Below are 18,151 nucleotides of genomic sequence, written 5' to 3' on the forward strand. Positions count from 1 at the left end.
TTCGTACCGCCGCGATGGCGTCGCGGCGGTGCAGCCCTCTTTGGGCGTTTCCTCCCTAGACTTCGGGCCGCCTCGCAAGGGCGGCCTTTTTTCTGTTGCGTGCGCGACTCCCGCGGCGGCACTCTCGCGGTGCGGGCGAGGGTCCGGACCGCGCGGGAGATCGATCGATGGAGCGCCCACGGAGCGTCGGCATCGCCTGGTACGAGCCGGGCGACTATCCCCGGATCCGGGAGGCGATGGCGGAATCCGGCCTGCCCGAGAGCTACGCCACCTGGCAGATGTCCGCGACCCAGGTCGAGCGCGAGGTGTCGCGCAGCGGGGTGGCGGTGGCCCGCATCCGGATCGAGCCGGAGGCCTTCCTGGCCTGGTGCCACGCGAAGGGCACCGCACCCGACGCGGCGGCGCGGGCGGCCTTCGTGCGCGAGACGCACGAGGCGGGCGGAGGCTGAGCCGGAAATTCTAGCGCCGGCATTGACGCCAAATTCGTCGCCGGTGGAACGGTTCCTGATCCCATTCTCGACCTCGTCCTGAGGTGTCAGTCGATCAACGATCGACTGACCTCGAAGGAGACTTCCAGAGATCACAGAGCTTTCTGGAGCCCTCCTTCGAGGCTCTCTTCGGTCGCACCTCAGAGGGTCGCGGATGAGATGAGGACGGCCCCCGTGACGCTGTTCTTGCTCGCCGAACAGGCTCCTGCACGATGTCGAGGCCGACTCGTCCGAGCGCCCCGAAATCCCCCTCGATCAATGCCCGGGCCTGACCCTGATCAGCCCTGTGCAGGTTCCCTTGAGCGGACGAGGTCGAGCGCCGCCGCGACGGCGGCCTCCGTCTCCGGCCGCGGCCGCACCAGGGGCAGGCGCAGGTCGGGCGCGACGCCGGGGCGCAGGCGCGCGAGGGCGAGCTTGACCGGGGCGGGATCGGTCTCGAGGGACAGCGCCGCGATCAGCGGCGCGAGCCCGGCCTGGATCGCCCGGGCGCGGGCATGGTCGCCGGCCCGGATCGCCCGCTGCAGGGCGGCGCAAGGGCCCGGCACGAGGTTGGCGATCACCGAGACGCAACCCAGCCCGCCCATCGCGCCGTGGGCGACGGCGGCGGCGTCGTTGCCGCAGAGCACCGGGAAGCCTGGGCCGGCCGCCCGCGCGACCTCGCCCAGGGAGTCGAGGTCGCCGGCGGCATCGACCAGGCCGGCGATCCGCGGCAGGGCGGCGAGGCGCGCCAGGGTCTCGGGCCGCAGCGCCATCCCGGTGCGGGCCGGATCCGCGTGGAGGAGGAGCGGCCGCCCGCACGCCGCGGCGATGGCGGCGCAATGCCGGGTGAGCCCCTCCTGCGTCGGGCGGCTGTAGTAGGACGTGACCGCCAGGGTGGCAGCGGCCCCGGCGGCCTCCGCCGCCAGGGTGCGGTCGATCGCCGTGCGGGTGCAGTTGGTCCCCGACGCGACGATCACCGGGATCCGGCCCTCGGCCGCCGCGACGACGACGCGCACCACGCGGTCGCGCTCCGCCTCGGTCAGGGTCGGCCCTTCGCCGGTGGGGCCGCCGACCACCAGCCCCTCGGTGCCCGCCGCGACCTGGGCGGCGACGAGGTCGCCGAGCGACCGCTCGTCGATGCCGGTCCCGCCGGCGGTGAAGGGCGTGACGAGGGCGGTGAGTGCGCCGCCGAACGGGGGCTCGCGCCCCGTCACGGGGCCAGCGCCAGGGTGGTGTCGGCGAGGCGCACCGCGTCGGGCCGGCGGCCGGTCTCGGCGGCGGCGTAATGCAGCGCGTCCCGGCAGGTGCGGAAGAGGCCGCCACCGAGGCCGTGCGTCTCGACGGCGAGCCAGTGGCCCTCGGCGCTGCGGCCGACGAGGAAGGCGAGGGTGAGACGGGCCGGGCTCGGGGCCGGCGCGGTGACGTCCGTGGGGTGGGGCATCGGGAGTTTTTTCGGTTCGCGCGGCCGTCCTCGCGGCCGCACCCTCAAGGTGTCCCGGTCGGCGTCAAGGATCGAGGCGGGCGGACCGGCCCCGGTATCAGGATCCCGTATGGTTTTGCCGTGACGCCTCGCGCATGCCCTCCCCATACGGCGACGCCCCCGCGGAGGACCGCGAGGGCGAGGACGAGACCGACGAGGAGGCGGATCAGGCCCCTGCCCCGCATGCCGGCGTCACGGCTTGAGCGCGACCCGGCGGATCTCGCCGACCACCACGAGGTAGCACAGGCCGGCCACCAGGGCGTTGAGGCCGACGAAGACCAGGGCGCCGTTGAACGAGCCGGTCTCACGCACGATGTAGCCGATGACGATCGGCGTGGTGATGCCCGCGAGGTTGCCGAAGGTGTTGAACAGGCCGCCGCTCAGGCCCCCCGATTCCTTCGGCGAGGTGTCCGACACCACCGCCCAGCCGAGCGCGCCGATGCCCTTGCCGAAGAAGGCGAGCGCCATCAGCCCGACCACCAGGGCGTCGGCCTGGACGTAGTTGCAGCCGATGATCGCCATCGAGAGCAGCATGCCCGACACGATCGGGATCTTGCGGGCGGCGGTCAGGGAATAGCCGCGGCGCAGAAGCTGGTCCGAGATCACGCCGCCGAGGATGCCGCCCAGGAACCCGCACAGGGCCGGCAGCGTCGCGGCGAAGCCCGCCTGCAGGATCGACAGGCCGCGCTCCTTCACCAGGTAGACCGGGAACCAGGTGAGGAAGAAGTAGGTCAGCGTGTTGATGCAGTACTGGCCGACATAGATGCCGAGCAGCATCCGCTCCGAGAGCAGCTGGCGCAGGGTGCGGCCGGCGCGGGTCGCGGTCTCGGCCTTGCGGCCGTCCATGTCCATCATGGCGCCGCCGGCTTCGAGGTAGTCGCGCTCGGCCGGGTTGATCGCGGGGTGCTCGCGGGGCCCGTGCACCACCTGGGTCCAGAGCAGCGCGAAGGCGATGCCGAGCGCGCCCATCACCGTGAAGACGTGGTGCCAGCCGAAGGCGTGCACGATCCAGCCCATGAGGGGCGCGAACAGCACGGTGGCGAAGTACTGCGCCGAGTTGAAGAAGGCCGAGGCCATGCCGCGCTCGTGCGCCGGGAACCAGGCCGCGGTGATGCGGGCATTGGCCGGGAAGACCGGCGCCTCGGCGAGTCCGACGGCGAGGCGGAGCGAGAACAGCACCGCGACGGCGGCGAAGCCCGAGAAGAAGCCGACCGCGCCCTGCATCAGCGTGAAGGCCGACCACAGGAAGATCGCCGCGGCATAGACCCACTTCACGCCGTAGCGGTCGAGCAGCCAGCCGCCGGGGAGCTGGGCGAGGACGTAGGACCAGGCGAAGGCCGAGAACACGTAGCCCATGGTCACGGCGTCGAAGCCGAGATCCTTGGCCATGGCCGGGCCGGCGATGGCGATGGTCGCCCGGTCGGCGTAGTTGATGGCGGTGGCGGCAAACAGCATCGCCAGGATGACGAGGCGGATGCGGCTCCGCTTCGCGGCCACAAGGCCGAGGACTGCGCTCATGGATCTCCTCCCGGGCGGTCCAGGGAACCGCGACGGCGTCTCGTTCGCGCCCCGTCTTGCAATGAGGGGCGTTCCGGGACGGGACCCTAGGGGCGGCGTCGGGGCGAGGTCCAAGTCAAAGGCTGAATGGGTCGATGCGCGCGCCGCATCGACCAGAGCCTGACAGCGAGGTGGGCGGCATCGATTCCGGGATCAGGAGGCGAGCCCGTAGACCGCGTCGCCGAGGCGGCGGAAGACGGTGCCGGCTTGCGCGCGCTTCCACAGCCGGGTGTTGAGCGCCGCCACCGGGTCGTGGCCCGGCAGGGTCAGGCCGCGGGCGGCGAGCCGCTCCCAGATCTCGGCGGCGTGCATCGGCCGCCCGGCCTCGGCCAGGATCTCCTCCGCCGCCTCCATCAGCCGGCGGCCCTCCTTGCGGCTCTCTTGGCGCGCCGTCGCGCCGGTGGGGGATTCGGTCTGCGGCTGGGTGGATGCGGGAACAGGCTCCGCGACGGGCGGCGAGACCGGCTGCGCCCGGGCCGGTTCGGCGGCAGGCCGGGCGAGCCGGCGGCCGAGATCGAGGTAGAGTTCGTGCTCGGCGATGGCCCGGTCGAGGGCGGCGCGCTGGCGCCGCAGGTCGTCCAGCCGGGCCTCCGTTTCCGCTTCCGACAGGAACATGCTGGCCTCTTGGAATATTCCATATTTCAACAGATCGCATCTTGGTCTGCCGGAATGCGTAGAATAGGAATATTCTTCGAGAGTGCAAGCCCGTCACCGGAATGCCCGGGCACGATCCACCGCGCAAAGGCTGCCGCTCGTCCGGATCTCCCTTCCGGTGCGAGACCGTTGGGGGAAAAGGAATGGCGCTGGAATTCTCCTCTCCCCGCGGGCGGGAAGAGGGCTGTGTTCCCATTCAGGGAACACAGCGAGCGCAGACGTAAGCCGGAGCGAGGGCGAGGGGGTCTCGACGCGCGAGACTCCTCCGGAAACACCCCCTCACCCTCGCCCTGTGGGCTCGCTGCCGACCCAACAAGGGGTCGGCAGCCCTCTCCCCGCCCGCGGGGAGAGGAGAATTCCAGCGTCATTCCCTGTTTTCCGACAGCTCTGCCCACACGTGAAGGCGGTACCGGTCGAAGCGCGGGCTTGACGGATCATCGAGAGATTTCGAATGAATTCGAAACATTCTATTAATTAAAAATGGAATGTTCCTTTATTTGAAATCCCCAGCCCTCGCAGGGAATCAGAATTCCCGATCGTCGACGGGTTGGGACGGAACGGCCATGGCCGCCGCGCCACACGACACCGGCGGCCTTTTATCCTGCCTCCCCTCAGGCAGCCCCTGCCCTCACCACCGCCTTGCGGCGGGCGGGCTTGGGCGGCACGAGCAGGGTGCCGGGATCGGTCGGCATCAGCTGCAGGCCGGCCTCGTCGAGGCTGATCGGCAGCTTCGGAAACACCTCCTTGACGTGGGCCACGTCGGCCTTGAACGCCTGGCGGAAGCTCCTCAGAGAGGCGTTGTCGGCGCCGAACTGCTTGTGGACGAGGTCCCAGGAGAGGCGGAGCGGCCGCTGCAGGCTGCGCAGGCGGTAGCCGACCCAGAACAAGAGGTCGAGCTTGCGCGCCGAGCCCGAGAAGGCGCGGGCGGCCCGGATGTCGACCGGCAGGGCGTGCTGGATCAGGTTGTCGTAGAAATCCTGGTGGAACTGCACCGTCTTCGACCAGGCGATGCCGTCCTGGCCGCTCGCGCGCCAGAGGTCGAGCTGGCGGAAGGGCGGCATGGTGATGGTCGAGGAGCGCGACTGCCCGTCCCACAGGCCGATCTGCATCGTGCAGGCGGCCAGGCGGTGCAGCTGCTCCTTGAACTGCCGGATGGTGCCGCGCTCGCCGCCGGTGACGGCGAAGCCCATCTCGCGCATGAAGCCCGACAGGCTGTCGGCGACCTCGACCGTAGGGCTGCGCTGGCGCACCGCCTCGGTGCAGAGATGCAGGAGCACCAGCCGGGCCTTGGGGCCGTAGGGCAGCCCCTGCAGCTCCATCTGGCCGGTCGATGGGTTCTTCAGCCGGCCGGCGAGGATGCTGAGCGTGTTGCGGCCGTACTCGCGAAAGAATTCCCGCTCGTCGCCGGGGTCGCGGTAGGGCAGACCGCAGAGCGCCAGCACGGAATGGATGTGCTGGATCGTGTCCGGGGTGACGGGCTCGGCCTCGATCACCATCCGCACCGCGTCGCGCCGGCGCTGGTCGCGCCCCATGGCGGCGCGGGCATCCTGCTGGCGGCCGGCCTCCGCCCGCTCGGCGTCGCGCAGGGCCTGGCGGTGGGCGATGTGCTCGACGATGACCGCGAACAGGAACCCGCCCCGGGCCGCTTCCAGCTCCGCCAGCAGGTCCTCGTCGTGGATCGCCGCGATCCTGGCCTCGATGCTCATGCGTGACGTGTCTTGCCTGCCGACCGTGCCCGGCGCTGAACGGCGCTCCCCGCCGGTGATGGGCCGAACCCCGGATACCCAAGCCTTCATGCACGATTCCGATCCCGGGATTCCGGGGGCGGGGACGGGTTATCCCAAGATTCCCACGACTCGTCCCCGTTATCCCGCCCGGATTCCGGCGTCCGCCCGCCGCGAGGCCCGTGCCGGCCCACCGGGAACCCCCACAAGCCGGTTTCGGGACTGGGGGCCTTGGGGAGGCCCCTGCCCCGCCTTGAGCCTGTGGGCGGCCTGTGCACGGCCCTGTGGGCCGGTCCGGGACGGGCGGCGGACGATCCCGCCCGGAGCCTGTGGGCGAACCGGTGGACGGGCCGTGGGTGAGCGGGCGCAGATTTCGATACGGGGCCGGATCGGGGGATCGCGGCCCGCGCAGAGTTCGATACGCGGGGGGCCTCGCGAAACCGGCGGTTTCCGAGGGAAGCGGCGGGGCCCGACGCCGAATCCGATGCGCGGCCACGCCGAATCCGATGCGCGAACCCCCGGAATCCCCGCAGAATCCGATGCGCCTCCACGCAGAGTCCGATGCCGATCCACGCAGAACCGTATGCGCGACCACCCCGCAAACCGTTGTCCGATCAGCGGAATTCACCCCTCCATATAATCCACATAACTGACTCTCTGAGACTCCATGACTGATAAGTCACCTATAGGCCCGAGAGAGGGTTCGTTTTGAAGAACGGCACGAGGCGCCTTCGGCGCAGATTGGATACAATCGACGATTTGAGGGAATTTATGGAATAAGTGAGGAAGATCAGGCTCCTGCCCTGCCGGCTCGCGCGCTTCCCCAGGCGCCCGGCGACGCCTATGAGCGGGTCCGAGGCGCCGCCGGAGGCGGCGCGGGCGGATGGCGAGCGAGCATGAGCACCCCCCCGATCGCGCGGCTTCTCGGGATCATGGCGCGCCTGCGCGATCCCAAGGGCGGCTGTCCCTGGGACCTGGCGCAGAGCCATGCCAGCATTGTCCCCTACACGATCGAGGAGGCCTACGAGGTCGCCGAGGCGGTGGAGAGCGGGGATCCGGAGGAGCTGCGCGACGAGCTCGGCGACCTGCTGTTCCAGGTCGTGTTCCAGGCCCGGATCGCCGAGGAGGCCGGCACTTTCGCGTTCGACGACGTGGCCACTGCCATCGCCGACAAGATGGTGCGCCGCCACCCCCACATCTTCGGCGAGGTCCGCGGCCTCGATCAGGCCGCGGTGAATGCCCAATGGGCGGCGATCAAGGCGCAGGAACGGGCGGAAAAGGAACGGGCGGCGAAGGGCCGTCCGGCCCCGGAGGGTACCCTCGCCGGCGTGCCCCTGGCGCTGCCCGCCCTCGTCCGGGCGGAAAAGATCTCCCGCAAGGCGGCCTCCGTCGGCTTCGACTGGCCGGACGCCGCCGAGGTCATCGCCAAGGTGCGCGAGGAGACCGACGAGGTCGCCCAGGCGCTCGCCGGGGAAGGCCCGGAGGCGGTGGCGGAGGAGATCGGCGACCTGCTGTTCTCCGTCGCCAACCTCGCCCGCCATGCCGGCGTCGATCCGGAGGAGGCCCTGCGGCGCGCGAATCTCAAGTTCCAGCGCCGCTTCTCCGCGATGGAGGAGGAGGTGACGAAGGACGGCCGCACCCTGCCGGAGGCCGGCCTCGCCGCCATGGAGGCGGCCTGGGTCGCGGTGAAAAGGCGGGAGCGCTGAGGCGGCTCACCGGAAGACGTGATCGGCCGGGCTTGACTTCTGTTCGAATGTGAGAGAATTTCTCTGATATGAGAAAAGCTCTCGTGCCCGACCCCGATCCCCTGCCCGACGCCCTGGCCTCCGACATCGACCTGCGCCTCGCCGCCCGGCTCGCCTCCTTACGGCAGGAGCGGGGCCTCTCCCTCGACGAGCTCGCGGGCGCGAGCGGCATCAGCCGCGCGACCCTGTCGCGGCTGGAGCGCGGCGATACCAGCCCGACCGCCTCGCTGCTCGGCCGGCTCTGCACCGTCTACGGCAGGCCGATGTCGCGGCTGCTCGCCGAGATCGAGGCCGACCCGGCCCGGCTGGTGCGCGAGGCCGAGCAGGCGGTCTGGGTCGATCCCGAGACCGGCTTTCGCCGCCGCGGCGTCTCACCCCCGGCCCATGGCTTCTCCGCCGAGCTCGTCCACGGCACCCTGCCGACGGGGGCGGCCATATCTTATGAGGCGCCGCCGGTCGGCGGCCTCGAGCATCACCTCTGGATGCTGGAGGGCCGGCTCGACCTCACCCTCGACGGCGTCACCCACGCCCTCTCGCCGGGGGATTGCCTGCGCTACCTCCTCGCCGGCGCCTCGCGCTTTTCCTGCCCGGGCCCGGAGGCCCGCTACCTCATCGCGATCTGCCGGCCGTGAGTGCGTCCATGCTATCGATCGACACCCTCTCCCCCGAGGCGGCCGAGGCCGCCCTGCCCGGCCTCGCCGCCCTGCTCCATGCCTGCGTCCTCGACGGCGCCAGCATCGGCTTCGTGCTGCCCTTCGCCCTCCCCGAGGCCGAGGCGTTCTGGCGCGACGGGCTGCCGGCCCTGCGCAGCGGCGCGCGCCGGCTGCTGGTGGCGCGGCAGGAAGACAGGATCCTCGGCAGCGCCCAGGTCGGCCTGGCCGGCCCGCCGAACGGCCGTCACCGGGCCGAGATCACCAAGGTGCTGGTCCACCCGCAGGCGCGCCGCCGCGGCCTCGGCCGGGCGCTGATGCTGGCGGCGGAAGCCGTGGCCCGGGCCGAGGGCCGCACGCTCCTGATCCTCGACACGCGGTCCGACGATGCCGGCGAGGCGCTCTACCGGGCCCTCGGCTACGCCGTCACCGGCGTGGTGCCGGATTACGCCCGCTCGCCCGAGGGCGTGCCGGAGGCCTGCACCTTCATGCACAAGCGGCTTCCGGTGCCCGCGCACCAGATTGGAACTTGACGAACTTTTGATTCGCAGATCGCTTGCGCACAATCGAATCCTCGGGTCATGTCGCGCCGGGCCGACTCGGCCCTGCGAGGGGAGGATCCGACGATGACCCACATCACGCTCCGGCGCGCGCTCACACGCTCCGCATTTTTGGGCGCCGCCCTGATGCTCGCCGCGCCCGCTCTCGTGCGGGATGCATGGTCCCAGGACGCCGCGTCCACGGCCGAGCAGACCATCGCGACGATGACCAAGATCTTCGGCGATCATCCGGGCAAGCGCGCGAACCACGCCAAGGGCGTGGTGGTCGAGGGCAGCTTCACCCCCTCGCAGGACGCCAGGACCTTGAGCAAGGCGAGCGTGTTCTCCGGCCCCGCCGTGCCGGTGACGGTGCGCTTCTCCGACGCGACCGGACTGCCGCAGATCCCGGACGGCGCGCCCGAGGCCAACCCGCACGGCCTGTCGGTCAAGTTCAAGCCCGCCGACGGCACCGAGATGGACATCGTCACGAACTCGCTGAAGTTCTTCCCCGTGGCGACCGGCGAGGAATTCCGCGATCTCCTGGTGGCGATCACCAAGAGCGGCCCCGATGCCGCGAAGCCGACCCCGGTCGAGCAGTTCATGGCGGCGCATCCGGCCGCCCCGAAGGCGCTCGCCACTGCCCGGACCCCGTCGAGCTTCGGCCGCCAGACCTATCACGGCGTCAACGCCTTCGTGCTGGTCGACGCCGCCGGCAAGCGCAACGCCTTCCGCTACCGCATCGTGCCGGTGGCCGGCGAGGAGATCCTGAGCGCCGACGACGCCAAGGCGAAGGGCCCGAACTACCTCGTCGAGGAGATGCCGGCGCGGCTCATCAAGGAGCCGGTGTCGTTCCGGGTGCTGGCCCAGATCGCCCAACCCGGCGACGCGACCAAGGATGCGACGATCCCCTGGCCGGAGGACCGCCGCCTCGTCGATCTCGGCACCCTGACCCTGACCAAGGCGGTGCCGGACAGCGAGACCGTCGAGAAGACGCTGCTGTTCATGCCCAACAACCTGCCGGACGGCGTCGAGGTCTCGGACGATCCGCTGATCGACGCCCGGGTGCAATCCTACGCGATCTCGTTCGGCCGCCGCTCGCAGTGAGCGATTTTGGCGCGCGGCTCGGCCGCGCGCCTCCCTCACGCCGCCTCACGCGCGAGCGGCTGGATGCGGTCGATCTCCGCTCCGTTCTGTCTCTGGGCGCGCCTCAGCTCGTAGTCGCCCTGAAGGTTGATCCACACCTGCGGACTCACGCCGAAATAGCGCCCGAGCCGGAGCGCGGTGTCGGCGGTGATCGGCGTCTCCTCCCGCACGATCCGCTCGATCCGAGTGCGTGGTACGCCGCAGGCCTTGGCGACGGCGTAGGGTGTGAGGCCGAGCGGGACCATGAACTCCTCGCGTAAGACCTCTCCGGGATGGAGCGGCGGGAGCAGATCGTCGGTTTCCAGTTCGATCGCCATGGGGCGGTCCCCTCTGACTGGGCCCGGGCGATCCCCGCGCCTTGTATGAGCATTTTTCTCAGTGATAGTCCGTAATCTCGACGTCCTCGGGCCCCTGGCTCGTCCATCGGAAGCAGATGCGCCACTGATCGTTGATCCAGATGGCGTGCTGCCCGGCGCGATCGTTGAGAAGCGGATGCAGTTTATTGCCCGGCGGCATCTTCAGGTCGTCGAGTGACGTGGCGCTGTGGAGGTAGCGCAGCTTGCGGCGCGCGACCTTCAGGATGCCGGTTGGTAGTCCCTTCGGCTGCTGATCGTTGAACACGGCTTCGGTTCGGTCATCGGCGAAGCTGCGAATCACGATCAGTCCCCGGCACGTCATTGGTATCATATCACGATACCAATGACGTGAGCAAGGAATCTGATCGGGCGAGAGATGGTGTCGCTTCGTCTCGGCGCACCACTCTTCCGCATTGTCGACCAACCGCGCCCCCGCTACGCCTATCCCATGACCCCCTTCCTCACGGCCAACCTGCGCTGGCTCGCGGCCGGGTTCCTGCTCCTGTTCTGCGGCTGTTTCGGCCAGACCTTCGTGGTCGCCCTGTCGGGCGGGGTGATCCGGCGGGACTTCGGGCTGTCGGACGGGGCGTTCGGAGCGCTCTATGCCGGCGTCACCCTGGCCTCGGCTGTGGCGCTGGCGGGGCTCGGCGGCCTCATCGACCGCTGGCCGGCGTCGCGGGTGGTGAGCCTCGCGGCCGGCCTGCTGGCGGCCGGCGCCGCCGGCCTCGCCCTGTCGCCGGTCCTCGCGCCCAGCCTCCTCGTCCTCGCCCCGAGCCTGTTCCTGCTCCGCTTCGCCGGCCAGGGGCTGATGCTGCAGACCGCCTACACGCTGCTGGGGCGCTGGTTCTCGGCCGAGCGCGGCCGGGCGGTGTCGCTGGCGGCGCTCGGGTTCAATGCCGGACAGGCCTGCCTGCCCCTCGGCTTCGTCACGGTCGCCGCCCTTCTCGGCTGGCGCGCGGCCTGGCTCGGGATCGCCCTGCTCCTCGTCCTCGTCGCCCTGCCCCTCGCCCGGCACCTCGTGCGGCGCGAGCGGGTGCCGGAGGCGACGACCCGCTCCGGCTTAGGCGAAGGAGCGACGCGGGCGCAGGCCCTCGCCGACCCGTCTCTCTACGGGCTGCTCGCCGCGATGCTGCCGCCCTCCTTCATCAGCAACACGATCTTCTTCCACCAGATGCATCTCGCCGAGAGCCGGGGCTGGCCGCCGGAGATGTGGGCCGCCGCCTTCCCGCCCTACGCGGTGGCGGCCTTCCTCTGCCTGCTCCTCGCCGGCCGCCTCGTCGACCGATACTCGGCGCTCGCGCTGCTGCCCGTCTACCTGGTGCCGTTCGGCCTCGCCTGCCTGATCCTCGGCGGGGTCGCCGCGCCATGGGCCGCCTTCGCCTTCATGCTGCTCTACGGCGTCACCGACGGGATCTCGCTCACCCTGTTCGGCGCGCTCTGGCCCGAGGTCTACGGCACCCGCCATCTCGGGGCGATCCGCGGCGCCATCGTGGCGATCATGGTGCTCGGCACGGCGCTCGGCCCCGTCCTGTCGGGCCTGCTCATCGATGCCGGCGTGCCGTTCGCCGGCATCGTCACCGGGATGGGGATCTACTGCCTCGGCATCTCCGGCGCGCTCGGACTGGTCCGGCGCCGGATGACGGCGCATCTGCGCGGGCGCCGATTCGCGACGGCGTGATTCACCGCTTGGGCCAGACCCAGGACGGTGGGTCGTGGTCCGGCGCCAGGGTCTCGCCGAGGCGCTTCTCCAGGGTGATGCGGGCCGCCCCCTGCCGCTCCAGGGCCGCCACCAGGGCGGCGGCGTGCGACACCACCAGGACCTGATTGCGCTCCGAGGCCCGGGCGATCAGCGCGGCCAGCGGCGCCAGCAGGTCGGCATGCAGGCTGGTCTCGGGCTCGTTGAGCACCATCAGGTCGGGCGGCCGCGGCGACAGGAGTGCGGCGGCGAGCAGGATATAGCGCAGGGTCCCGTCCGAGAGCTCGGCCCCGCGCAAGGGGCGCAGCAGGCCGTGCTGGCGGAGGTCGAGCGCGAAATGGCCGTCGCTGCTCGCGACCGTGAGCGACGATCCCGGAAACGCCTCCGCGATGGTCGCGTCGAGGGCGTCGGAATCGCCGATCTCCCGGATGGTCTGGATCGCCGCCGCCACGTCGGCCCCGTCGCCGGCGAGCACCGGCGTGCGGGTGCCGATCTGCGGCCGGCGCGCCGGCGCGTCCCGGTCGGTGCGGAAATGATCGTAGAAGCGCCAGGCCCGCATCCGCTCGCGGAGCAGCAGCACGTCGAGGGCCTCGCGCGGGTCGGCGCCGTGGGTCATCAGGCTGTCGAAGGCGGGCAGATCGCGAAGAGCCTCGGTCCAGGCGCCGGTGCCGTCGCGCAGGCGCACCAGCGGCCCGCGGCGCTCGGCGAAGACGTTGGAGCGCCCGACCGTCGGCCCGTTCCAGACGCTCTCCGCCTTGATCTCCGGGTCGTGGGAGAAGAACGTGCCCGCGTAGGACGGGGCCGGCAGGCCGAGCGCGATGGCGTAGCCGTAATCGTCGTCCGAGAAGCCGAGCTTCAGCTCGACGGGATGGCGCCGCACCGTGCCCTCGACTGGATGCGTGCCGTCGCGGACCCGGCGCCCGAAGGTTTCGGGCCCCGCCCACAGGGCCGAGGCGAAGCCGCCCTCGCGGGCGAGCGACGGGATCGCCCGCCCCTGCGCGACCTCGGCGAGGAGGCGAAGCGCGCGGTAGAGGCTCGACTTGCCGCTGCCGTTGGCTCCCGTCACCACGGTCAGCCGGTCGAGGCCGAAGACGCTATCGCGCAAGCTGCGGTAGCCGGAGATGGCGAGGCGGTGGATCGGCATGGGATCCCTCGAGGGAGCGACGCGCACGGGATCGTCCGCGGCCGGGTCTTTCGATGGCGGCGCCCTGGCGAGGGACGCGGCGAGCCGCCGCCTCAGTATTTCAATCCCGTGTCGCAGAGCACGGTCACGGCGGTCGCGTCGGCGGGGAGACGCCCGGAGCGCAGCAGCGCGGCAGCCGCGGCGACGTTGGCGGCGGCCGAGTAGCCGACATGCAGGCCCTCCCGCGTCGCGAGCGCCCGGCGCCAGCCTTCGACCTCCTGATCGGTCACGGCGAGGGACAGGTCCATCAGGCCCTCGGACCAGTGCGGCGGGACGCTGCCGTAGCCCGTGCCCTGGATGAGGTGGCGGGGCTTCGTCACCGCCAGCCCCGCCAGGGGCCGGCACCCGTCGGGCTCCACGGCGGCGCAGATCACCCGGGGGTTGCGGGCCCGCAAGGCGGCGGCCACGCCGAGGAAGGTCGCCCCCGTCCCCACGGCGGCCAGCCAGGCATCGACCCGGCCGGCGGCTTGCGCCCAGATCTCCGGCCCGGTCGTCTCCGCATGGGCGCGCACGCCGTCCGGGGCATGGAACTGGTCGACGTAGAAGCCGCCCCGCTCCGCCGCGAGGCGCCGCGCGGCCTCGGCCGCCGCCGTCACGTCGGCGCCGGTGACCTGCCCGGGGACGCCGTCCACCTGCGGCACCAGCACGACCTCGGCCCCCAGGGCTTCCAGCATCCGCGCCCGCTGGGGACTGTTGCCGGCCGACATCGTGACCACGAGCGGATGGCCCAGAGCCGCGCAGGCCACGGCGAGGCCGGCGCCCATGTTGCCGCTGGTCATCTCCACGACGGGGGCTCCCGGGGCCAATCGTCCGTCCGCGCGCGCAGCGAGGAGGATGGCGCGGGCCGCCCGATCCTTGACGCTCCCGCCGGGCTGCATGAACTCGGCCTTCGCCAGGATGCGGCCGGGTCCCGGATGGACGCGGTCGAGGGCGAGCAGCGGCGTGTTGCCGATCAGGCCGAGGGCGGACGGGGTAACCGTCGCGGTCGAGGATGCTTCCGAGGGTGCTTGGCGCGGTGGCGATGAGGACATCGCGGGACTCTAAGCAGACTTGCGTTGGCAGGCCAACGCTTCGCCCGCTTAGGCACTTGTTTTGTCGCAGATTTTTGGCGCCGAACCGGTAACCACTTCGGCGAAATCTGCTTGGCAGGCCCATCCTTCCGTCGGGAGGGGCGTGGTTCCGCCGAGGGATGGGCGGTGCCAGGGTCCACCTGCCCCATCCCCCTGCGTCACCGAGTCCGGCTCTTCGGCGCTCCCAGCATCATGGGGAGCCCCTCCGTCACGACCTGCCGCCCGGGGATCGTCCTACCCCACCCCCCGCAACCGCCGCGCCGCCCCGAACCGGTTGAGGAAGCGCGGCTCCTTCTCCGGCGCGACCCGGACCACGAGGTGGAGGTCGCCCGACGCGTCCTCGCGCCGGTCGAGCACCTCGGCATTCTCGTAGAGCCAGTGCAGCTCGGCGCCTTGCGCCGGCTCCAGGATCACCGCGAAGCTCGTGCGGGTGGCGGCGATCCGGGCCTCGATCCGGCTCATCAGGCGGTCGATGCCCTCGCCGGTCAGCGCCGAGAGCAGCACGGGCTTGGGCCCGTCCTTGCCTGGATCCTTGCCGTTCGGCCGGCTCAGGTTGAGCAGGCGCTCGCGTTCCGCCTCGTCGAGGAGGTCGGCCTTGTTCCAGACCTCGATGATGCGGTCGGCGTCGGGCTCGATGCCGAGCTCGGCCAGCACCTGCGCCACGTCGGCGCCTTGCGCCTCCGCGTCCTCGTGGGCGATGTCGCGGACGTGGAGCAGGATGTCGGCCTCGATCACGTCCTCCAGCGTCGCCCGGAAAGCGGCGATCAGCATGGTCGGCAGGTCGGAGATGAAGCCGACGGTATCGGACAGGATCGCGGTCTCGCCATGCGGCAGCTTGATCGCCCGCGCCGTCGGGTCGAGGGTGGCGAACAGCATGTTCTCCGCCAGCACCTCGGCCCGGGTCAGGCGGTTGAACAGGGTCGACTTGCCCGCATTGGTGTAGCCGACGAGCGCGACGATCGGGTACGGCACCCGGCGGCGCGAGCGGCGGTGCAGGCCGCGGGTGCGGGTGACGGTCTCGAGATCGCGCTCGATGCGGGTCATCCGCTCCTGGATCATCCGCCGGTCGGCCTCGATCTGGGTCTCGCCCGGGCCGCCGAGGAAGCCGAAGCCGCCGCGCTGGCGCTCGAGGTGGGTCCAGGACCGCACCAGCCGACTGCGCTGGTAGGCGAGGTGCGCGTGCTCGACCTGGAGCGTACCCTCGCGGGTCGAGGCGCGGCGCCCGAAGATCTCCAGGATCAGGCCGGTGCGGTCGATGACCTTGACGCCCCAGGCCTTCTCCAGGTTGCGCTGCTGCACCGGCGAGAGCGCGCAATCCATCACCACGAGGCGGATGCCGTCGGCCTCGATCCGCCCGGCGATCTCCTCCACCCGGCCCTTGCCGAGATAGGTCGAGGGCCGGATCTGCTGCACGGTGACGAGGAGCTTGTCGGCGACGTCGAGCTCGATCGCGGCGGCCAGCCCCACCGCCTCGTCGAGGCGGGCGAGGGCCGGGCGGGGTTCGCCGCCGGCATCGCGCCGCGTCTGGTAGGGGCCGATCACCAGCGTGCGGGTCTCGGCCGCGATCGCGGCCTCCGGCTCGGCCTGGCGCTGCAGGCGGATCTCGCCCGGTGTCCGCGGTTCCATCGTGTCTCCGGCTGCTCCCGTATGGGTCGGGAGTCCATCGGATAGAGGTTGGATGGGGCCGCGCGAGAATCAAGCGGCCGGGCGAGTCCGCGATTGCGATTTGACGGCGCCGGCGATCGGAAACGCGGGTCTCGACAAGGAGCCGGCAAAAAACAGGCCGCACGATGCGGCCTGGACACTGGCATGGGGATTCAGGGCACGGGCGTGCCGGCAGGACCCGATCGGCCCGCGGCGCATGCGCGCAGGCCGGTTCTGCGAGGCGGGATCAGGCCTTCTCGGCCCCCTCCTCGCCCTGCTCGAACAGCTGCACGGGATGGCCCGGCATGATGGTCGAGATCGCGTGCTTGTAGACGAGCTGCGAGTGGCCGTCGCGCCGCAGCAGCACGCAGAAGTTGTCGAACCAGGTCACGACACCCTGCAACTTCACCCCGTTGACCAGAAAGATCGTCAGCGGGATCTTGTTCTTGCGAACGTGGTTGAGGAAGGTGTCCTGCAGATTCTGAGCGCGTTCGCCCGCCATTCTTCTTGTCCTTTGAACCCGCTGCCAGTCCCGGTTGACGGGTCGGTCCGTGTTGTTGTGCTGCGGGAGGCGCGACGCGCCGCCCGGGGAACCGGCCGCCCCATTACACGGTGAAGCTCGCCCGGGCGCAAGTGCAGACTGGCCGCAGGGGAAGTCCCCGGGCCCGCCGAACCTGCCGCAACCGGCCGTGCCCGCGATCCTGTCGCGCTCCGGCCACAGGCCGCCCTAGCAGGGCAGCCCGAGCTTGGCACTCACAAAAGTGCGCTCCGGGACGGCCCGGTCACGCGCCGATGCCGAGGGACTTGAGCTTCCGGTGCAGGGCCGAGCGCTCCATGCCGATGAACTCGGCGGTGCGGGAGATGTTGCCGGAGAAGCGGGCGATCTGCGCCACCAGGTACTCGCGCTCGAAGATCTCGCGCGCCTCGCGGAGCGCCAGGCTCATCAGCTTCTCGCCGCCGGCGCCGCTCGGGGTGGTGGGGACGAGGGCGCCGACCTCGCTCGGCAACATCTCGGTGGTCACCTCGGTCTCGGGGTCTCCCTGCGTCAGGATCATCAGCCGCTCGACGTTGTTGCGCAGCTGGCGGACGTTGCCGGGCCAGTCGTGCGACTGCAGCACCGCCATCGCGTCGGCGGCGATGCGCCGTTGCGGCAGGCCGGTGGCGCCGGAGATCTGCTCCATGAAGAACGCGATCAGCTCCGGCACGTCCTCGCGCCGCTCGGCGAGCGAGGGGATGCGGATCGGCACCACGCTGAGACGATGGAACAGGTCCTCGCGGAAGCGCCCGCCGGCGATTTCCTCCGCCAGGTCGCGCGACGAGGACGAGATGATCCGCACGTCGACATGGACCCGGGTGGTGCCGCCGACGCGCTGGAAGTTCTGGTCGACGAGGACCCGCAGGATGCGGTTCTGGGTCTCGCGCGGCATGTCCGCGACCTCGTCGATGTAGAGGCTGCCGCCATGGGCCTCCTCGAGGGCGCCGACGCGCCGCGGCTTGCCGTCCTGGGCCTCGACCCCGAACAGCTCGGCCTCCATCGTCTCCGGGGTGATCGTCGCGGCGTTGATCACCACGAAGGGGCCGTTCGCCCGCGACGAGGCGGCGTGGATGGTGCGGGCGGAGAGCTCCTTGCCGGAGCCCGGCGCACCCGAGATCATCACCCGGGCGTTGGTGGGGGCGACGCGCTCGACGGTCTGGCGCAGCTGGTTGGCCGCCACCGAGGCGCCGACGATGCGGCTCGCCTGGCCGGAGCGCGCCTTGAGGTCGCGCACCTCGCGCTTGAGGCGCGAGGCCTCCAGCGCCCGCTCGGCGACCAGGATCAGCCGGTCGGCCTTGAACGGCTTCTCGATGAAGTCGTAGGCGCCCGCCTTGATCGCCGAGACCGCGGTCTCGATGTTGCCGTGGCCCGAGATCATCACCACCGGCAGGTCCGGGGCCTGGGCCTTGATCACGTCGAGCACCTGCAGCCCGTCGAGGCGCGAGCCCTGGAGCCAGATGTCGAGGAAGACGAGGTGGGGGCGACGCGCCTCGATCGCCGCCAGCGCCTCGTCGGAGGAGCCGGCGGTGCGGGTGCGGTGGCCCTCGTCGTCGAGGATGCCGGCGACGAGCTCGCGGATGTCGGCCTCGTCATCGACGATCAGAATATCGGCGCTCATGGCTTCTCGGGCCTCCCCGCGACGCGGGCGGCGGTCCTGACGGCCCCGCGGCACCCGGTGCTGTGACGAATTTCGCTGTGACGAACAGGG

At 71.1% G+C, this 18,151-nt stretch carries 18 protein-coding genes; 6 read left to right on the top strand and 12 right to left on the bottom strand.

Annotated elements, in window-relative coordinates; genetic code table 11:
* Positions 1-167 precede the first annotated feature (167 nt).
* Positions 168-449, top strand: coding sequence for a hypothetical protein (locus ABZT49_RS14715; protein ID WP_355286777.1), 282 nt, complete (start codon positions 168-170; stop codon positions 447-449).
* Between the two features lie 317 nt (positions 450-766).
* Here the strand turns inward: ABZT49_RS14715 and dapA are convergent, their stop codons facing one another.
* The 5 genes from dapA to ABZT49_RS14740 form a co-directional block, all read right to left on the bottom strand.
* Positions 767-1,681, bottom strand: a complete 915-nt coding sequence (gene dapA / locus ABZT49_RS14720; RefSeq protein ID WP_355286778.1) for a 4-hydroxy-tetrahydrodipicolinate synthase — start codon at positions 1,679-1,681, stop codon at positions 767-769.
* A complete protein-coding gene (locus tag ABZT49_RS14725) occupies positions 1,678-1,908 on the bottom strand; it encodes a hypothetical protein (RefSeq protein WP_355286779.1) in 231 nt (76 codons plus the stop codon). Before ABZT49_RS14725 ends, dapA begins: the two co-directional genes overlap by 4 nt.
* A gap of 231 nt (positions 1,909-2,139) precedes the next feature.
* Complete coding sequence (locus ABZT49_RS14730) at positions 2,140-3,465, bottom strand: MFS transporter (RefSeq protein ID WP_355286780.1); 1,326 nt, start codon at positions 3,463-3,465, stop codon at positions 2,140-2,142.
* Between the two features lie 192 nt (positions 3,466-3,657).
* Entirely contained in the window at positions 3,658-4,119 is a 462-nt protein-coding gene (locus tag ABZT49_RS14735) for an HTH domain-containing protein (RefSeq protein WP_355286781.1), read from the bottom strand.
* A 650-nt stretch (positions 4,120-4,769) separates the two neighbouring features.
* A complete protein-coding gene (locus ABZT49_RS14740) occupies positions 4,770-5,864 on the bottom strand; it encodes a replication protein RepA (protein WP_355286782.1) in 1,095 nt (364 codons plus the stop codon).
* Between the two features lie 914 nt (positions 5,865-6,778).
* Between ABZT49_RS14740 and mazG the strand changes: the two genes are divergently transcribed.
* From mazG to ABZT49_RS14760, 4 genes are all read left to right on the top strand, one after another.
* Positions 6,779-7,588, top strand: a complete 810-nt coding sequence (mazG, locus tag ABZT49_RS14745; RefSeq protein WP_355286783.1) for a nucleoside triphosphate pyrophosphohydrolase — start codon at positions 6,779-6,781, stop codon at positions 7,586-7,588.
* 68 nt (positions 7,589-7,656) lie between these two features.
* The gene (locus ABZT49_RS14750) at positions 7,657-8,259 is read left to right on the top strand and encodes a helix-turn-helix domain-containing protein (RefSeq protein ID WP_355286784.1); all 603 of its coding nucleotides are present in this window, start codon (positions 7,657-7,659) and stop codon (positions 8,257-8,259) included.
* A gap of 8 nt (positions 8,260-8,267) precedes the next feature.
* Complete coding sequence (locus ABZT49_RS14755) at positions 8,268-8,810, top strand: GNAT family N-acetyltransferase (RefSeq protein WP_355286785.1); 543 nt, start codon at positions 8,268-8,270, stop codon at positions 8,808-8,810.
* Between the two features lie 93 nt (positions 8,811-8,903).
* Entirely contained in the window at positions 8,904-9,920 is a 1,017-nt protein-coding gene (locus ABZT49_RS14760) for a catalase family peroxidase (RefSeq protein ID WP_407943508.1), read from the top strand.
* Between the two features lie 35 nt (positions 9,921-9,955).
* On the opposite strand, the gene ABZT49_RS14765 is transcribed toward ABZT49_RS14760, so the two are convergent.
* Positions 9,956-10,276, bottom strand: a complete 321-nt coding sequence (locus ABZT49_RS14765) for a HigA family addiction module antitoxin (protein ID WP_355286786.1) — start codon at positions 10,274-10,276, stop codon at positions 9,956-9,958.
* Positions 10,277-10,334: 58 nt separating this feature from the next.
* The gene (locus ABZT49_RS14770; RefSeq protein WP_355286787.1) at positions 10,335-10,616 is read right to left on the bottom strand and encodes a type II toxin-antitoxin system RelE/ParE family toxin; all 282 of its coding nucleotides are present in this window, start codon (positions 10,614-10,616) and stop codon (positions 10,335-10,337) included.
* Positions 10,617-10,763: 147 nt separating this feature from the next.
* Between ABZT49_RS14770 and ABZT49_RS14775 the strand changes: the two genes are divergently transcribed.
* Positions 10,764-11,993: an MFS transporter gene (locus ABZT49_RS14775; RefSeq protein WP_355286788.1), complete on the top strand. Its 1,230-nt coding sequence runs from the start codon at positions 10,764-10,766 to the stop codon at positions 11,991-11,993.
* Position 11,994: 1 nt separating this feature from the next.
* Here the strand turns inward: ABZT49_RS14775 and ABZT49_RS14780 are convergent, their stop codons facing one another.
* From ABZT49_RS14780 to ABZT49_RS14800, 5 genes are all read right to left on the bottom strand, one after another.
* Positions 11,995-13,155: an AAA family ATPase gene (locus ABZT49_RS14780; RefSeq protein WP_355286789.1), complete on the bottom strand. Its 1,161-nt coding sequence runs from the start codon at positions 13,153-13,155 to the stop codon at positions 11,995-11,997.
* Positions 13,156-13,247: 92 nt separating this feature from the next.
* Complete coding sequence (locus tag ABZT49_RS14785; RefSeq protein ID WP_355286790.1) at positions 13,248-14,225, bottom strand: cysteine synthase family protein; 978 nt, start codon at positions 14,223-14,225, stop codon at positions 13,248-13,250.
* 273 nt (positions 14,226-14,498) lie between these two features.
* Positions 14,499-15,890 carry a GTPase HflX gene (hflX, locus tag ABZT49_RS14790; protein WP_355286791.1) on the bottom strand — a complete coding sequence of 464 codons (1,392 nt, stop codon included), beginning with the start codon at positions 15,888-15,890 and terminating at the stop codon, positions 14,499-14,501.
* A gap of 265 nt (positions 15,891-16,155) precedes the next feature.
* Complete coding sequence (gene hfq / locus ABZT49_RS14795; protein ID WP_048429571.1) at positions 16,156-16,410, bottom strand: RNA chaperone Hfq; 255 nt, start codon at positions 16,408-16,410, stop codon at positions 16,156-16,158.
* Positions 16,411-16,690: 280 nt separating this feature from the next.
* A complete protein-coding gene (locus tag ABZT49_RS14800) occupies positions 16,691-18,061 on the bottom strand; it encodes a sigma-54 dependent transcriptional regulator (protein WP_093564975.1) in 1,371 nt (456 codons plus the stop codon).
* Positions 18,062-18,151: the final 90 nt, after the last annotated feature.

The organism is Methylobacterium sp. EM32 (assembly GCF_040593685.1).
In the GTDB taxonomy this organism is placed as follows: domain Bacteria; phylum Pseudomonadota; class Alphaproteobacteria; order Rhizobiales; family Beijerinckiaceae; genus Methylobacterium.

What these genes read in the sequence shown, in the direction of transcription:
- ABZT49_RS14750 (WP_355286784.1), top strand. Translation starts at nt 7,657, where the DNA reads ATGAGAAAAGCTCTCGTGCCCGACCCCGATCCCCTGCCCGACGCCCTG.
- ABZT49_RS14765 (WP_355286786.1), bottom strand. Translation starts at nt 10,276, where the DNA reads ATGGCGATCGAACTGGAAACCGACGATCTGCTCCCGCCGCTCCATCCC.
- ABZT49_RS14740 (WP_355286782.1), bottom strand. Translation starts at nt 5,864, where the DNA reads ATGAGCATCGAGGCCAGGATCGCGGCGATCCACGACGAGGACCTGCTG.
- ABZT49_RS14715 (WP_355286777.1), top strand. Translation starts at nt 168, where the DNA reads ATGGAGCGCCCACGGAGCGTCGGCATCGCCTGGTACGAGCCGGGCGAC.
- ABZT49_RS14760 (WP_407943508.1), top strand. Translation starts at nt 8,904, where the DNA reads ATGACCCACATCACGCTCCGGCGCGCGCTCACACGCTCCGCATTTTTG.
- ABZT49_RS14775 (WP_355286788.1), top strand. Translation starts at nt 10,764, where the DNA reads ATGACCCCCTTCCTCACGGCCAACCTGCGCTGGCTCGCGGCCGGGTTC.
- mazG (WP_355286783.1), top strand. Translation starts at nt 6,779, where the DNA reads ATGAGCACCCCCCCGATCGCGCGGCTTCTCGGGATCATGGCGCGCCTG.
- ABZT49_RS14730 (WP_355286780.1), bottom strand. Translation starts at nt 3,465, where the DNA reads ATGAGCGCAGTCCTCGGCCTTGTGGCCGCGAAGCGGAGCCGCATCCGC.
- ABZT49_RS14800 (WP_093564975.1), bottom strand. Translation starts at nt 18,061, where the DNA reads ATGAGCGCCGATATTCTGATCGTCGATGACGAGGCCGACATCCGCGAG.
- hflX (WP_355286791.1), bottom strand. Translation starts at nt 15,890, where the DNA reads ATGGAACCGCGGACACCGGGCGAGATCCGCCTGCAGCGCCAGGCCGAG.
- ABZT49_RS14735 (WP_355286781.1), bottom strand. Translation starts at nt 4,119, where the DNA reads ATGTTCCTGTCGGAAGCGGAAACGGAGGCCCGGCTGGACGACCTGCGG.
- ABZT49_RS14755 (WP_355286785.1), top strand. Translation starts at nt 8,268, where the DNA reads ATGCTATCGATCGACACCCTCTCCCCCGAGGCGGCCGAGGCCGCCCTG.
- ABZT49_RS14785 (WP_355286790.1), bottom strand. Translation starts at nt 14,225, where the DNA reads ATGTCCTCATCGCCACCGCGCCAAGCACCCTCGGAAGCATCCTCGACC.
- ABZT49_RS14780 (WP_355286789.1), bottom strand. Translation starts at nt 13,155, where the DNA reads ATGCCGATCCACCGCCTCGCCATCTCCGGCTACCGCAGCTTGCGCGAT.
- hfq (WP_048429571.1), bottom strand. Translation starts at nt 16,410, where the DNA reads ATGGCGGGCGAACGCGCTCAGAATCTGCAGGACACCTTCCTCAACCAC.
- ABZT49_RS14725 (WP_355286779.1), bottom strand. Translation starts at nt 1,908, where the DNA reads ATGCCCCACCCCACGGACGTCACCGCGCCGGCCCCGAGCCCGGCCCGT.